Here is a 15,898-nt window from a genome sequence, read left to right as displayed (position 1 = left end):
ACAGAGCAAGCCCTACAATCGACTATCAGGCCTCCAGCGCCGGCAGAGCGGCATCCCGCCCCCGCAGCCAGGGCTGACGCGTATGGGCCAGCATCTGCGCATCACCGGGGCTATCACCATAGGCCATATCCAGCTCCACGGGTTTATCGCCCAGCCACGCCTGCAAGCGATTCACCTTCTCCTGCCCCCAGCAATTGGCGCTGGCCATGCCCACACAACCTTGTTGATCATCAAAGGCCAACTCTGTCGCCAGCACCTGAGCCATTCCCTGTGCTTGCGCCCAGGGCTGTAAATAAATGGACGGCGAGGCACTGACCAGCACCACCGTATCTCCCCGCTCTCGATGGGCACGGACTCGTTCCATCATTTCCGGGCGGACAATCTGCGGCACATAGTCCCGCACATAGGTGTCGGCTAAAGCCTGAACCTGCTCCCGGCTCAAACCACCCAAGGCACTGCGTAGAAAACGGTGCTTGATCGCCTGACGACGCTGCGGACCGCGATCCCAGACCAGGACGCGAGGCACGCAAGCTAAATAGGCACGAATACAGACCGGCCAGCCTCGCATGCGACGTATGAAGTCCTGCAAGCTGTCCCGGTCTGTAATCGTGCCATCAAAATCAAATGCGACCAGCACAGGTACCCCTTTGGTTTTCAGAAAAAGGGCTAGTGTAAAGGGGAACACCAGCCCTTCCCAAGCCCTGCTTTATAAGGCCCAGCCACCCAGGTAGAAAACGACCAGGGCAATGGCAATCAGAACCGTGCCCACATTCAGGCGACGCAGTTCACCCGAGAACAGGCGACCCAGCACCAGCGTGCAAAAGCCCAGCATGATGCCTGTGACGATATTGACAGTCAGCACGATAAACACGGCGCACACCAGACCCGCCATGGTATCGACCGTATCTTCGGTATTCAGATGACGCACACCGCCCAGCATCAGCAAGCCCACATACATCAGGGCAGGCGCAGTCGCGTAGGAAGGCACCAGACCGGCCAAAGGCGACAGGAAGATCAGCATCAGGAAACCCAGGCCAACCACCACGGCGGTCAGACCGGTACGTCCCCCGGCGGCTGTTCCGGCAGCAGATTCAATATAGGCGGCGGCAGGTGAAGCCCCCAAGCTGGCAGACACCAAAGAGCTGAGCGAGTCCGTCGTCAGGGCGCGGCTGCCATTGATGATCTGGCCATCCTTGTCCAATTGCCCGGCATTGCCCGCTACCGCACGAATCGTGCCGGTGGCATCAAACACGGCTGTCATCACCAGAGCCAGCACACTGGGCAGGACGACTGCGTTCAAGGCCCCGCCTATGTCCATTGCACCGATCAAGGAGTGCTCGCCCAGCAAGCTAGGCATGGCGAACAAGCCGGTAAAGCGCACATTGGGATCGAAGATCAGGCCTACTACCGACAGACCCAAGATCACCAGCAAGATACCGCCCGTGACTCGACGGCGCTCCAGGCCAAAAATCGCTGCCAGACCCAGCACACTCAGCCAAACCGGCATGGACGTGACGTCCCCCAGGGCAACCGGCAGACCTGCGCCCGTATTACGGGTCACCAGACCTACCTCGTTGGAGGCGATCATCAGCAAGAACAGGCCAATTCCGATACCCGTGCCATGCGCGATGCCCAGGGGCAAATTGCGCAGAATCCAGGTACGAATCCCGGTAGCGGAAATCAGGGTAAAGATCAGGCCCATCAGGAACACGGCACCCAGGGCGACGGCCGGGCTGAGTTGCTGGCCCAGCACCAAGTCAAAAGCCAAGAACGCAGTCAAGGACAAGGCACAGCCCACCGCAATGGGCAGATTCGCCCACAGCCCCATCAGCAGGGAGCCAAAAGCGCTGGTCAGACACACGGCCACAAAGACCGACGAGGTATCGAAGCCCGCCTTGCCCAGCATGGACGGTACGACAAATACGGAATAAACCATTGCCAGGAATGTCGTCAGCCCTGCCAAGACCTCCTGACGCAAAGAACTGCCGCGCTCTGTATAGGCAAAATGTTTCTGCAACCAACCGCCAGCAACCGGAGGGACCAGGGCCTCCTGCCCTGGCCGCAATGCGGATTCTTGCTCAGCCATACTTCATGCTCCTTTATCAGTATTGTGATGTCTGAAACGGTACGTTGCCGTCATCAGGAATCAGTAATGGACAGTTCCAGCCCCAAAAGGGGGCAAGAGACTTCTCACACGCTGAATCAAAGAAAACGCCGAGCAAAGACGAGTCCTGCCCTGCCCGCAACAAGGTGCAGACATAGGCAGAAAGAAGTAGGTATGCGGGGGTGTCTCCGACCGAACCGAGGCCTTTGCGGCGCTTCTCTTGATCCCGATAATGGGAAGTGAGGCCCATTCTACGAGCCGTCCAGGACGGGAAAATCACCTCTAGGTAATGAGGGTTATCAATCGCTTCGGTGGCGAGATACAGGCATATAGGCTTGGCCGATGAACTGCTGGCGCAACTGCTGCCATTGACGTTGCATATCCTGGGCCTGCTGCTGGTCGGGTCGCAAACGCTCTGGTTCCAAGTGCATCAGAGCCAATCCATATTTGGCCGCCGACAGCTCCTGCGCGACGCTGGCTGACTGCTGCACCGCCTGGGCGGGACGTTCCTGCCATAAGCTGCCCAGGTCGCTCAAACTGTCAGAAGCCTTGGCCAAACGCTGACGTACCGAACCTGCAATACTGACAGGCCAGATCTGGGTAAACATCACGTACATCACCGCATTGCCCAGCAAAATACCGATCACCCGATCACGGGCCGAATCCAGGTCAAAGCTGGGACCAAAGCCCTGCAAGGTCACCAGATAAAAGGCAAAGGCAATTTGAATGCCGGCATACGAGATACGTTCCGGGCCATAAAATATCCAGGCCCCTAACAGGGACACCAGAAATACCACCACCATCAAGCCGCCAATATCCAGCAGATGCGGCATCACAAACAAGATGGTGATAAAGCCCAGCGCCGCCCCCAGCAAACAGCCCACAATCCGCAAGGTCAGCTTGTGTACAGTTTCCCCGGTAGAGCCCAAAGCGGCCACGTAGCAGGTAATCATGGCGGTATGAATGCCCTGCCAGTCTGCCGCGCTATAGATCAGATAACAAAGCACCGCAGCTGCCGTCGCCTTCAAGGCATGGTGCTGATAAACAGGATTACTAAAGGCGTCGGGCACCATGAAGGAGCCATGTTCCGGATCCGCTTTGCCAATAGACACCGCCCCCGACAAGGCCAGCAAGGCATCGCGCAAATCTTGTTCGGCCAAAGAACTGGAGGCTGACAGCTCGGGCAGATCACCCATCTGCGGCAAACGCCCTTGTTCAATATCCTGTGCGCTGCGTTCACAAATCTGGGCAAATGCTGTGGCCTGCTCATTGTCCAGATGCTGATCGCGCAAGACGGCAACCGCCAGCAAGGCTCGGTAGGTATTCAAGATGGCCTGATCCAGTTCTGCCTGCTCTTGTGCAGGCCGCAAATGAAACAGCCGTATCCAGCCCAGTCGCTTCTGTTGTTCACTGACCCCCAAAGCCAATTCGTCCCACAAATCCTGCGTATCTGCCTGCCCCATCAAACCCTGGGTCGACAAACGCAAACGCGCTGCCAGTTCACGGCGCAACACCTTGTGCGGGTACAAACCAAAACAGAGATTGAAGATCAGCACCAGGCCCATGGGGGCGCAGGTCATCAACCAGGCATAAAGCACGGCACGGGTAGCAATCTCGCCAAAGGGCACATAGCCCAACAAGGTCAGCACAAAGGCGATGACCAAGGCAATAATCCCGCCCAAAGGCCCCAGCTTGCTGGCTACCCCGAGAAACAACAGCACAAAGGAGGTCAGCACCATGGCCAGCAAACGCCAGGCCGGATACTGAATCGTGACCTGAATCAGTGGCACCATCAGCAGCACCACGATGGACACCAGCACCACCAGGGCCAGCGCCAGTACCGAGCTTTCGCCGGCATCGGACTTCATCACAAAGAAGATCACAAAGCAGCTGACGGCGGACTCGGGAATACCGTAGTTCATGGCCAGCAGCACCATCAAGGCGCACAGCACCGCCACGCGCCAGCTTTGCGCCAGACGACCGGGGGTGGGCTGCAAGTCTTGCCAGACCAGCCGCGCCAGACCCGACAAACCGGTCTTAGCAGTTGCCATCGCGATGAATAATGGTGGTGGCCGAGGCGCCCATACGCATCAAGTCCTCGGGTGGGGCATCCAGACGAATACGCACTGGAAAGCGTTGCGCTACCCGTACCCAATTCATGGATTTCTGAATATAGGGCAGGCTGCGCGGCAGATTGATCTGCTCCTGACTGCTGACGCCCCAACCAATTTCCTCTACCTTGCCCGAGAGCTTGCGCGAAGGATCGGACATCACATACACCGTGGCGCAGGCACCAGGCTTGATCTCTTTCAGATCCGTTTCACGGTACATGCCCGTGACATACCAGGAATCCGTATCCAGCAAGGTAAAGACAGACGTACCGGGCATCAGATGCTCTCCCGAGCCGATACGCAAACCCACGATACGACCGTTGTGCGGTGCCTTGACCTGAGTATGTTCCAGATCACGCTGGGCCATCGCCAGACCCGCCTGTCGCGCTTGCACCATGGCTTCTTCTGCCTGCGTATTGCCGACCAGAGCCTGAGCGGCCCCGGATTGCTCTGTGGCCTGTTTCAAGGTGACTTGAGCATCACGCAGCAAGGTATTGGCTTCATCCAATTGCTGTTGGGAGACATAGCCCTTGGCCGCCAGATTTGCCAAGCGCCGCTGGCTTTGCGTGGCCATCGTCAAATTGGTTTTAGCGCGGGTAATCTGATCATCAGCAATCACAGCGTTATGCCCTTCTGCGCGCACAGCTCGCTGCTTCATGTCCAGCGTAGCCTGAGCCAGTGCCAGTTCAGCCTGGGCCTGTTCCAGACGCAGCTGATAAAACACCGGATCTACGGTAAAGAGCAGCTCATCGCGGCTGACGAACTGACCGTCACGCACCATCATGCGCTCAATGTGCCCAGGCAAGGAGCTGGAGATGTGCACCACATCGGCACCGATCACCGCGTCTTCGGACAAAGGGTTGTTGGCAGAGCGCTGCAAATACCACCATGCCAAGACAATGGCGGCGACAACAATCAGCACGCTCAGCAGGCGGGCAGCGCCTTTACGGGGGGAGGATTTCTGTGCCTGGGTCATGGCTCAGTCACTCGAAGAAAAGAAGAAGTGCGGCAAAGGTCAGTGCCAGCGTCAAGCAGGCATAGACAGGCAAACGCATGGGCAGGGCATCATCCACACCTGCACGAATCAGCCCCCAACGAATCAGCAAGGTCAGCAGCACGGCGCCCAGCACACACACCAGCCAGGCCGGGAAATACGAACCCGCCATATAGACCGAAGGTGCAAGAGAACATCCCCCCAACAAGGGCAAGACAGCCAGACCGGCTAGTGGCGCACGCATGCGTGGCATCTCCCTGATTATTGTTAAACCGATCTGCGCATGGCGCCCTGATCGCTGCGACGAATTGTACCTGAGCCCTTTCAAAGACATCATTTATATCTCTGCCGGATTAAGCAACTGTGTATCTATGATTTTCACGAGTATAGTGACAAGCATCTTTCTGATAGGGTCTCAATAACCTCGGTTATTTACACAGAGTTGCCATGGATGACGTAAACCTGACTTTAAGCATGCTGGCCGCCGTTTTAATCAGTAACAGCGTGGTCAAGATAATACCTGTTGCCATCCCTGCCCCTCTCGTACAGATTTTGCTCGGCTTTCTGATTGCCGGCTGGTTCAATCATGGGATGACCCTGAATCCGGATCTGTTCTTTTATCTGTTTCTGCCGCCCTTATTATTTCTGGATGGCTGGCGAATTTCCAAGGAAAGTTTAATTCGGGACCGAATCGGCATTCTGGTTCTGGCTTTTATTCTGGTCTTTTTAACGGTATTCGGATTAGGCCACGTGCTGCACTGGCTCATTCCTGCCATGCCTTTGCCAGTGGCCTTCGCCTTGGCCGCTATCGTCTCGCCTACTGACCCTGTTGCCGTCTCGGCCATTACCCGCCGCGTGCCTTTGCCGCCACGACTGCAGGCCTTGCTGGAGGGTGAATCCCTGTTCAATGACGCCAGCGGCCTGGTTGCGTTTCGACTTGCTGTAGCCCTGGCCCTGGGTGGCTCTTTTTCCATCTCGTCTGCCAGTCAGAACTTCCTGTGGTTAACGCTGGCCGGCCTGGTCGTGGGCGTAGTGACCACGCGTGCCCTGCTTTTTCTGCGTAATCTCTTTGTGCGCCGCTGGGGCGAAGAGCCGGGGCCAGAAGTTCTGTTCAGCCTGCTTCTGCCTTTTGCGTCCTACTTCCTGGCCGAGCAAATGGAGGCCTCCGGCATTCTGGCCGCTGTCGCGGCAGGCGTGACCATGAGCTACGCCGAGCTCTCGGGCAATGCACTGGCGGCCACCCGTATGCAGCGCAAGACCGTCTGGGACACCTTGCAACTTAGCTTGAATGGCATGATGTTCGTCCTGCTGGGCGAGCAACTACCCGCTATCTTTCGCGGAGCGGTACAGGTTGTCCAGGAGACCGGCCACCATAATCCAGCCTGGTTGCTGGTCTATGCGGTCGCCATGTGTACCACCCTGATCTTGCTGCGCTTTCTATGCGTTTACGCGTACCTGTGGCTAAGACGCGGCCTGTCCCTGCTGGGCTTGCATCATGATGCTGAAACCGCCCAGGCCAACCCGCGCCTGGTGCTGGTGCTGTCCATTGCCGGGGTACGGGGTGCCGTCACCCTGGCCGGTGTCATGACCTTGCCGCTCACACTAGCCGATGGCAGTCCTTTTCCCGCCCGAGATCTGGCCATTTTCCTGGCCTCCGTCGTCATTATCGTGTCACTGCTGACGGCCAGCCTGGCCCTGCCACCCATCATGAAACGAGTCAGCTTCCCTGCCCTGCGTCGACGTCAGGAGCAGGAAGAACGGGCCGAGCAAGCCGTACGTCACGCCAGCGCCCAGTCAGTGGCGCAGACATTGAATGACTTGATTGCGCACAATCCCGAGTCCTCAGGGGCGCGTTACACGGCCATGGCCGACCGCGTCCTGAGCACTATTGCTCACAGCCCTCAAGGCGACGGACTGGAGCCGGATCTGGCAGAGCAAGCACTGGAAAAAGACATGCAAATCCGGGCCCTCCACGCCGCGCGTGAGGCCGTTTACACTTTAGCTCGCACCCACCAGATATCCGATGAAATCGCTCGCGAACGGGTCCGCCTGCTGGATCTGATCGAACTGCGTATGTCTTGAGTCCGCCTTCCTTTCATTTATCTTTGATTTTTCAGGACGCCATGCAGACTTACTCCTACCTGGGCCAGTCCCCTGCCCTGCGCCAACAACGCCAAGCCTATCGTCACGGCTTGCCAGCCTGTGTTTGCGCCCATCCCTCCATTCCCTTCATTCACAAGCGCTTGAGTGCATCAGCCAGTTTCGCCCCCAGCGCGGCCCCTGCGAGCCCGGCCTTCCAATCCAATAATGCCCTGGATCAGAAACCCATCGCCCTGGCTCCCAAACTGATCCTGAGCAATCTGCGCCTGTTTGATGGTGAAACAACAGAGCTGAAAGAAGGGCTGGCCGTCCAGATTGATCAGGGCCGCATCACTGCCGTCATGCCGGTTGCCGAGATTCCGGCCGACGCCACCGTCATGGACTGCCAGAACAAAGTCTTGATGCCTGGCCTGATCGACGCCCACTGGCATAGCCTGTTGTGCGCTGTCGACCAGATGACCGCCATGATGGCCGACCCGGCTGACCTGCATTTGATTGCCAGCAAAGAGGCCGAGCGCACCTTGCTGCGCGGCTTTACCACCGTGCGCGATGCCGGTGGCCCCAGCTTCTCCTTGAAACGCGGTATTGATATGGGCTTGCTGCACGGCCCGCGCATCTATCCTAGCGGCGCCATGATTGCGCAAACCGGCGGCCATGCGGACTTTCGTATGCGCTACGAAGTGCCACGCGCAGAAGGCGAGCTAAGCCATACCGAACAAGCAGGTGTAACCTGCATTGCCGACGGCGCCGACCAAGTCCTGCGTCGTGTTCGGGAGCAGTTGATGCTGGGCGCCAGCCAGATCAAGCTGATGGCCGGGGGCGGTGTCACCTCCTTGTACGACCCACTGGAAGGACTGCAATTTAGTGATGCCGAACTGCGTGCCGCGGTGGGTGCCGCCAGCGATTGGGGCACCTACGTGATGGTGCACGTGTACTGCGCTCGTGGTATCCAGCGTGCAATCAAGGCAGGCGTGAAATCCATCGAACACGGCCAACTTGCCGACGAGGAAACCGCCCGCATGATGGCTGGCGAAGGCGTGTGGTGGAGCCTGCAGCCCTTTTTGGCCGATGAAGACGCCAACGTCCAGCACGACCCGCGCAGCAAGGCCAAGCAGCAACAAGTTGCCGTAGGAACCGTACGTGCCTACGAGCTGGCAGATAAATATCAGATCCAGACCGCCTGGGGCACGGACATTCTGTTCACCCCCGCCCATCTACCACACCATGGCCGCATGCTGTCCAAGCTGACCCGTTTTTACAGCCCGCTCAAGGTGCTGAAAATGGCAACCGGAGATAATGGCCGGCTGCTGCAACTGTCGGGCCTGCGCCAACCGTACGAAGGCGAGCTGGGCGTGATCCGAGCCGGTGCCCTGGCCGATCTGCTGTTGATTGATGGCGAACCCGAACAAAGCCTGAGCTTTCTGGAGCAGCCCGAACAGAACCTGCTCTTGATCATCAAGGACGGCAAGATTTACAAGAACGCCCTGCCCAGCTGAAACCTCATCAAGGAGTTCCCATGCCCAACGAAGTGATGCAGTTATTCAAATTGCTTGGTCTGGGGCTGGCATTTTTGCTACCTCTGGCCAATCCCCTGACCTCAATGGTGATGTACCTATCATTGGGCGAAACCTTGAGCGCAGCAGAAAAAAAGCAGCAACTGCGTCAGGCGACGCTATATGTCATTCTGGCCTTGCTGATTACCTATTACGCGGGTTTGTGGATTACTTCGGCACTGGGCATTTCCATGGTGGACATGCGCATCGGGGGCGGGCTGATTGTGGCGTATATCGGCTTTCGCATGCTGTTTCCCCCAACCGTCAGCGATGTGGTTTCCAAGGCAGCCGATCAGAACACCGCCGCCCACAACAATATCGCCTTCGTTCCACTGACCCTGCCCTCTACAGTCGGTCCCGGCACTATGGCTCTGGTCATCAGTGCCTCCTCCAAAATGGCTGGCATGCGCGGACACTATGCGGAATGGGTGCTGGTGGCCACGCCCATCATTCTGGCCATCCTGATTGGTTTGATCTTTTTCATTTGCCTGCGCTCCTCGCTCAGCATCGTGCGTGTGATCGGGCATAACGGCGTCGATGCCATTTCACGCATCATGGGGTTCTTGCTGGTCTGCATGGCCGTACAACTCGTCCTTGAAGGCGGACAGCAGTATGCTGCTACGCTGCTGACTCATCCTGCTGCCTCCTGAATTTATGTCTATAACTTGTTTTCCTGCATTGCGTCTGACTCTGGCTGTGACGGCCGCCCTGACTCTGGCCGCCTGCGCGGCGCCTGATCACAAACCCATGGCCCAGGCCATGCCCGAGCAAGATGCGCCGGAACCACCTCGCCTGACGTTGGCCGAATACAACGGCCCGGATCAAAGCCAGCCAGCGCCCAACGTGCAAGCCCATCACGAATACAGCCTGCCTGAACTGATCGACCTGGCCCAGCGCCTGAACCCCAGCACCCGCATTGCCTGGGGCGAGGCTCAACAAGCCGCAGAAGCTGCCGGTATGGTGGAAAGTACCTACCTGCCCTTGATCTCCGCCAGTGTGGTGGGCGGCTATATGCGCAGCGACCGCGACAGCAGCGTGCACATTCTGGGTAGAGAAATCGATGTGGACTACGACACCCATTTAAGTGGTGCCGTCCCTTCCCTGACCTTGAAGTGGCTACTGTTCGACTTTGGCAAACGCGCCGCCTTGCAAGAGGCGGCCGACAAACTGGCCATGGCCAGCCGGATTACCTTCAGCGGGGTGCATCAGGCCGTGATTGCGGAGGTATCCATCAGCTACTTCAACTACAACTCGGCCCACCAACGCGAGCAAATCTCTGCCCAAGGGCTGAAAAATGCGGCACTGATTGAAGATATCGCCCTGGAGCGACAACGCAATGGGCTGGGCACTCAGATTGAAGTCGCGCAGGCACGACAACTGAAAGCCCAGGCACGTTTGCACCATGTGAATGCCAGCACCCTGGCACGTCAGTCTTATCAAACGTTGCTGGGCGCAATTGGCCTGTCCCCGGAAACGGAGCTGAAAGTCGCCGATAGCGCCACCCGCCCCCTGCCCGAGGATCTGGATATCCCTGGCAATGACAAGCTGAAAAAAGCCATCGCCCAACGACCAGACGTGCAGGCCCTGCAAGCGGCTCACCAAGCCAGCCTGGCCGGCATAGACTCTGCAGAAGCCAGTTTCATGCCCAAGCTGGCCCTGATGGGCTTTATCTCCAAGCGCATGGGTTCATTAAGTGTAGGCAGCCTGCCTGAAGTCAGCCCGCAATCCTCCTCCCGAGGCGCCGTGCTGGCCCTGAATATCCCGATCTACGACGCCGGACTGCGCAACAAGCAAGTGCGCGAGGCCCAGCTGCGTGCCGACACCGCGCGCGAACGCGTCGCCAAAACCGAGCAAGACGCCTACAAGCAAATGATCATCGCTGCCGACGCGCTACGAGCTGCTCTGGAATCCCACCAAGCCGCCACCAGCCTGGTCGAGGCGGCACAAATCACCTACCAAGGCGCGCTGGAATCCTACCAGGAAGGCTTGACCGGCATGACCTTGCTGACCGAAGCCCACAGCGGTCTATTAGGAGCACAAGAAGCCCAGACCATGGCTCATACCGCCGGTTTGGTCGGCTCTGTGAACCTGGCCTTTGCCATGGGGGAGCTCAATCAAGCCCCCAAAACCCCTGGGCTTGCCAATCGGTAGTCGGCAAAGAAGAAGCAAGCCAAACTCTACTTGGGAGCAAAAATAAAAAGGGAGCCATGCAAGGCTCCCTTCTCATGTAGCAACCGCTACTGCAGCAACTTACTGCGCTTCAATCGCATCCAGCGCCTTGGCCAGACGCTCCACCGAGCGTTCCAGATTGTTCAGCTTGTCCAGGCCAAACAGACCAATTCGGAAGGTCTTGAAATCAGCAGGTTCATCACACTGCAAAGGCACGCCCGAGGCGGCTTGCAAACCAGCCTTGGCAAACTTCGCGGCCGAATGTATCCCGTCGTCCGTGGTGTAGCACACCACCACCCCCGGCGCTTCAAAACCTGGTGCCGCCACGCTGCGGAAACCATGTTCGCTGAGCAGAGCGCGCACTTTGCGGCCCAGCTCCAGCTGACGATTGCGGATCCAGTCAAAGCCCAGAGCTTCCGTCTCGGCCATCGCCTCTTGCAACACTTTCAAGGAGTCGGTAGGCAAGGTGGCGTGGTAGGCATGAGCCCCGTTCTCATACGTTTCCATAATCTGCAGCCACTTGCGCAGGTCACAGGCAAAGCTGGTGCTGGTCGTGGTTTCAATGTGTTGACGAGCACGCTCGCTTAACATCACCAGACCGCAACATGCCGAGCCAGTCCACCCCTTTTGCGGCGCGCTGATCAGCACGTCCACACCCACATCCTTCATATCCACCCATACCGTGCCCGATGCAATGCAGTCCAGCACAAACAGACCGCCTACCGCGTGCACCGCATCCGCTACCTGACGCATATAGTCATCGGGCAACATGATGCCGGAGGCTGTTTCCACGTGCGGGGCAAACACCAAAGCCGGTTTTTCAGACTGAATTGCGGCAACCACTTCTTCGATAGGGGCCGGTGCGTAAGCGGCCTGCTTGCCCTCCTCAATCGGGCGGGCTTTCAGAACCGTGGTGCTGGCGGGGATGGAACCCATGTCAAAAATCTGAGTCCAGCGGTAGCTGAACCAGCCATTGCGTATCACCATGCACTTTCGGTCCGTTGCAAACTGACGGGCCACCGCTTCCATGCCAAACGAGCCACTGCCCGGCACCACAATAGCCGAATGTGCCTGATAGACCTGTTTGAGCGTGCGAGAGATTTCACGCATCACTTCCTGGAAGGTCTTGGACATATGGTTCAAGGCGCGGTCGGTGTAGACCACCGAATATTCAAGCAGGCCGTCCGGATCAACGGGGGTGCTGGTTTGAGACATGAGAACCTCGGAATTCTGATAGAGAAGATATAAGGATCAAAGGATTTTAGACCAAGCAGCTCTGTACGGGCAGCTTGACCCCAGGCTTCGTCCGGCTGCAGCCAAATCACAACTCAAGCTCTTCGCTATGGGCTGCTCTGCAGGAGGTGTTATTGCGCTTTTTCCGCGTTCTTGACTCGGCCTGCCGCTCTGAGTACCGTGATGAGCACGTTTCACCTAGTCTGGGTCTCATCATCATGTCGGTAGCACACTTCAGCCAGAACACTTTGGGACGCGATATTGCGGTTGGCGATATTCACGGTTGCTTCAGCAAGCTGAAAACGTCTTTAAAGCGGATTCGTTTTGATCCCTCCAAGGACCGGCTGTTTTCAGTGGGAGATCTGGTGGATCGTGGCCCGGAGTCGCACCACGTTCTGGAGTGGCTGGACCTATCCTGGTTTCATGCGATTTGTGGCAATCACGAGCAGTTGACCTGGCGGCGGGCGATTGGGCAGCCCATTCAGGAAGTGGATCATCGTGTGCATGGCGGGTTATGGCTGGACGACTGCACTTCGGACGAACAGGCGCTTATCGCCCAACGCCTTCAAGCCCTGCCTTTGGCAATGGAAATTGAAACGCCCTTGGGTTTGGTGGGGATGGTCCATGCCGACTTTCCCTACGATGATTGGCAGCACATCCATACTGAAGGTTTTGATGCCCATGACCGCCATGTCTGTATGTGGTCCAGGGATCGCTATGTGACTGGCTACGATGGCATGGTGGGGGGGCTTCGGGCTTTGGTGCATGGTCATCAAACGACACACAAGATGCGGCAGTTAGGGAACGTGTTTTTCATTGATACCGGCGGGTGGCTGGATCATGGGCATTTCACCTTGCTGGATTTGAAGCGCTTGGTGGCTTTGTAGGTGTGCTTTGTTTTCGATTACGGGTTGTGATTGCAGGATTAGTCTCTGGGGAAACGCTGTTTCGGTCCTGCTGGGGTGTCGGGGCTGAGCACTGGCCGGCGCTGCGCACCGGTCCCCTTGTCGAGAACTCAATCGGGGCGCATCCTGAACTCGCACGATGGTTTGTCCCCCGGACAAACCATAAGCGTCGTGCTCAAACAGCAGGATGCTTGTACCCCCGATTGAGCCCTCGCCTGCGGCCAGCACTCTGAATCGCCCCAACACCCCAGCAGGACCGAAACAGCTCTCTGCGATTATTTGCAAAGACAATCCTTCTGCCGCAAGAAGGAAGAAGGCCTCCTATTTACAGTCATTGTGAGCCGGTCTGGGCCGGGGGGCCGTCCTCTGGGCGATTCAGGCTTCTTGCCGCAGGCGGGCTTGCTATTCGGGGTTCAAGCGTCCTGTTGTTTGAGCGAAATGCTTGTGCCTTGTCCGGGGGACAAGGCACTTTCGCGAGTTCAGGATGCGCCCGAATAGCAAGCCTGACCAGGGCACCGGTGCGCAGCACCGGCAAGGAGCCAAGCCCGGAGGACGGCCCCCCGGCCCAGACCGGCGTTTTCACGAGTCACTATCTAAACATGCAGGCTCTCCGCACTCCTTGTCTCACAAACCTCCTGCTCTGCACACAAACAGTGCCACTCCCCAACGCTCAGGAACCCGAAGAAGAAGAAGAAGAAGAAGAAGAAGAAGAAAAAGCCCAGAACAAAACCGCCTCAGTTCCCAAAAGAAACTGAGGCGGTCTCATCTTCAAACAAACGGCAACCAGGCCAAAGGCTTACTTCTCCACGCCTCCACCCAGAATCACGCCGTTCACTTCCTTACCGTAGTAACTTTCCTCGCCATCATGGAACTCCACACGAGCCTGCTCAACCGTCCCCTTCTGACGAGCATCCTTGGGACGCTCATGACTGTTGATATAAGCCGCTACGTCCCAGGCATCCTGATCCGACAAGGAGAACGGTTTACCCAAAGGCATATTGGCCTTGATGAAACCGGCAGCCGTATCAATACGAGCCATCCCCGCACCCCAGTTATACGAGTTGGGGCCCCACAAAGGCGGAAAAACCACGCCACTTTCAGCATCCTTCTGCCCCTGACCATCCACGGCATGACACAAGACACAATTATTGGTGTAGACCTCTTTACCGCGTGCTACGTCATAGCCCAGCTCAGTCTTTTTAACTTTGGGGAAACCAGCACCCGGCAACTTCTGACCCGTAGGCGCCCCATCGGACATCCAGTACATATAAGTCATCAAGTCACGATACACATCGCTGCCAGCGGGCGGCGCAACACCCGAAGGCGAAGCCTGCGCATTCATGGAGTAGGTAAAACAGCCAATGATGCGATCCTCCAGCGTGCTGATCGCCTTGGTCTTGGCACGATATGCGGGATAGCTGACATAGGCTCCCCACATAGGCGCAGAGTGCTCACGACGACCACCGTCCAGGTGGCAGTTCACACAAGCCAAAGTATTGCCCACGTGATCCGACACCGTGGTCGAGGTTTCCATAAAGATCTTGTGACCGCGACGAACCGCCTCGCCATACGGCGTATCCGGAATGCTGCTCTCTGGCGGTGGCAAGTAGTAACCATCTGCGCCTACCGGCATACCAGCCGTGACCGAATGCTTGTCCTTGCTCTGCGCCTTGCGATCGGCTTCCATGGCCTCACGACTATAGGTGGCCTCGCCAAGCTGGATGGTGCCCTTGTCGGACGAACCCAGGGAAAAGGACAACCAGCCCTTGGCATTCAAACCATAGCCAATCGCAAAAAGCAGCACACCAATACCGGCCCCCCAGGCCAGTCTGCGTCCACCCGACATGGCGGATTTGCTGCGACCATTTTTTTGAGTGTCTTTCATAAAAAGCTCTCTGTTCTGATCTTATTTCGCCTGCTTGCCATTAGCTGGCAGCGAGGCGGCGTAGTAGGAAACCGCATACAGGTCTTCGTAGGACAAGCGCGATGCAATGTCATCCATCAGGCTTTGCGGCGAGTTGTGACGATGGCCACCTTTCCAGGCCGACAGCTGGCTGAACAAGTACTCGGCCTGTTGCGCAGCCAAAGGCGGGAAAGATGTACCTACACCTTCACCCTGACTGCCGTGGCAACTGATACATGCAGGCACGTTCTGCTTCCAGTCCCCTTTATGGAACAGGGCTTCGCCACGGGCCAGGTTCGCTTCCGAACTAGGCACATTAATGGCAGGAGCAGGCAGCTTGGCGTAGTAAGTAGCCAGCTCTTTCATATCCTCAGGCTTCAAACCGCGAGCCACGTACTGCATGGACTCGTTCAGGCGTGTACCTTGGGCGAAGTCCTCCAGCTGCTTGAGCAGATACGCCTCGGGTATACCGGCCAAGCGAGGAGTGATGCCTGCTCCTTCACCGGCCTCGCCGTGGCAGGAAGCACAGCTCCACACGCTGCCCTGCCCCGAATGCACCAGTACGGGCGCATCCTTCAGTGCGGGAATGGCTGGCACCACAGGTGTGTCGCCTGCATTGGAAGCAACAATAGCGGCGGTCGGCTTGTCCGCTGCGGCATGTGGCGCCAGATCGTGCAGGTACAAACCTACACCGGCCAGGGCCAACGCGAACAACACGGCCAACAGGAAAATCGGAATGGGACGCGGTGGCTCCCACGGCTCGAAGGTGGGGTCGATGTTCTCGACCTGGGGTGAACTAGAAACTTTTTCCATTGTCATGACTTGT

General features: G+C 57.6%; 13 protein-coding genes. 5 read left to right on the top strand and 8 right to left on the bottom strand.

Annotation, left to right across the window (positions count from 1 at the left end):
* Positions 1-25: 25 nt before the first annotated feature.
* The 5 genes from U2949_RS14980 to U2949_RS14960 form a co-directional block, all read right to left on the bottom strand.
* Entirely contained in the window at positions 26-637 is a 612-nt protein-coding gene (locus tag U2949_RS14980; RefSeq protein WP_035275339.1) for an HAD-IB family hydrolase, read from the bottom strand.
* 69 nt (positions 638-706) lie between these two features.
* Positions 707-2,086 carry an NCS2 family permease gene (locus U2949_RS14975; RefSeq protein ID WP_026484720.1) on the bottom strand — a complete coding sequence of 460 codons (1,380 nt, stop codon included), beginning with the start codon at positions 2,084-2,086 and terminating at the stop codon, positions 707-709.
* A 317-nt stretch (positions 2,087-2,403) separates the two neighbouring features.
* Positions 2,404-4,155, bottom strand: coding sequence for an FUSC family protein (locus U2949_RS14970; RefSeq protein ID WP_321288551.1), 1,752 nt, complete (start codon positions 4,153-4,155; stop codon positions 2,404-2,406).
* Complete coding sequence (gene mdtN, locus U2949_RS14965; RefSeq protein WP_021446781.1) at positions 4,142-5,191, bottom strand: multidrug transporter subunit MdtN; 1,050 nt, start codon at positions 5,189-5,191, stop codon at positions 4,142-4,144. The genes U2949_RS14970 and mdtN overlap by 14 nt, the downstream gene beginning before the upstream one ends.
* 7 nt (positions 5,192-5,198) lie before the next feature.
* Complete coding sequence (locus U2949_RS14960; protein ID WP_321288548.1) at positions 5,199-5,453, bottom strand: YtcA family lipoprotein; 255 nt, start codon at positions 5,451-5,453, stop codon at positions 5,199-5,201.
* Between the two features lie 203 nt (positions 5,454-5,656).
* Between U2949_RS14960 and U2949_RS14955 the strand changes: the two genes are divergently transcribed.
* The 4 genes from U2949_RS14955 to U2949_RS14940 are packed head-to-tail and all read left to right on the top strand — an operon-like array spanning position 5,657 to position 11,013.
* On the top strand, positions 5,657-7,291 hold the full coding sequence (locus U2949_RS14955) for a Na+/H+ antiporter (protein ID WP_026484722.1): 1,635 nt from the start codon (positions 5,657-5,659) through the stop codon (positions 7,289-7,291).
* Positions 7,292-7,332: 41 nt separating this feature from the next.
* A complete protein-coding gene (locus tag U2949_RS14950; RefSeq protein WP_321288546.1) occupies positions 7,333-8,805 on the top strand; it encodes a metal-dependent hydrolase family protein in 1,473 nt (490 codons plus the stop codon).
* A gap of 20 nt (positions 8,806-8,825) precedes the next feature.
* Positions 8,826-9,512, top strand: a complete 687-nt coding sequence (locus U2949_RS14945) for a MarC family NAAT transporter (protein ID WP_203144911.1) — start codon at positions 8,826-8,828, stop codon at positions 9,510-9,512.
* A 4-nt stretch (positions 9,513-9,516) separates the two neighbouring features.
* The gene (locus U2949_RS14940; RefSeq protein ID WP_321288545.1) at positions 9,517-11,013 is read left to right on the top strand and encodes a TolC family protein; all 1,497 of its coding nucleotides are present in this window, start codon (positions 9,517-9,519) and stop codon (positions 11,011-11,013) included.
* Between the two features lie 99 nt (positions 11,014-11,112).
* Here the strand turns inward: U2949_RS14940 and U2949_RS14935 are convergent, their stop codons facing one another.
* Positions 11,113-12,246: an aminotransferase class V-fold PLP-dependent enzyme gene (locus U2949_RS14935; protein WP_026484726.1), complete on the bottom strand. Its 1,134-nt coding sequence runs from the start codon at positions 12,244-12,246 to the stop codon at positions 11,113-11,115.
* A gap of 236 nt (positions 12,247-12,482) precedes the next feature.
* Between U2949_RS14935 and U2949_RS14930 the strand changes: the two genes are divergently transcribed.
* A complete protein-coding gene (locus U2949_RS14930; RefSeq protein ID WP_026484727.1) occupies positions 12,483-13,151 on the top strand; it encodes a metallophosphoesterase in 669 nt (222 codons plus the stop codon).
* Positions 13,152-13,965: 814 nt separating this feature from the next.
* On the opposite strand, the gene U2949_RS14925 is transcribed toward U2949_RS14930, so the two are convergent.
* Both U2949_RS14925 and U2949_RS14920 read right to left on the bottom strand, forming a co-directional pair.
* The gene (locus U2949_RS14925; protein ID WP_257724257.1) at positions 13,966-15,054 is read right to left on the bottom strand and encodes a c-type cytochrome; all 1,089 of its coding nucleotides are present in this window, start codon (positions 15,052-15,054) and stop codon (positions 13,966-13,968) included.
* Positions 15,055-15,075: 21 nt separating this feature from the next.
* A complete protein-coding gene (locus U2949_RS14920) occupies positions 15,076-15,891 on the bottom strand; it encodes a c-type cytochrome (RefSeq protein ID WP_257724256.1) in 816 nt (271 codons plus the stop codon).
* Between the last annotated feature and the right edge of the window lie 7 nt (positions 15,892-15,898).

The organism is Alcaligenes phenolicus (assembly GCF_032063905.1).
In the GTDB taxonomy this organism is placed as follows: domain Bacteria; phylum Pseudomonadota; class Gammaproteobacteria; order Burkholderiales; family Burkholderiaceae_B; genus Alcaligenes; species Alcaligenes phenolicus.
The sequence above is the reverse complement of the archived record's forward strand: the minus strand, read 5'-3'. Positions and strand labels throughout refer to the sequence as shown.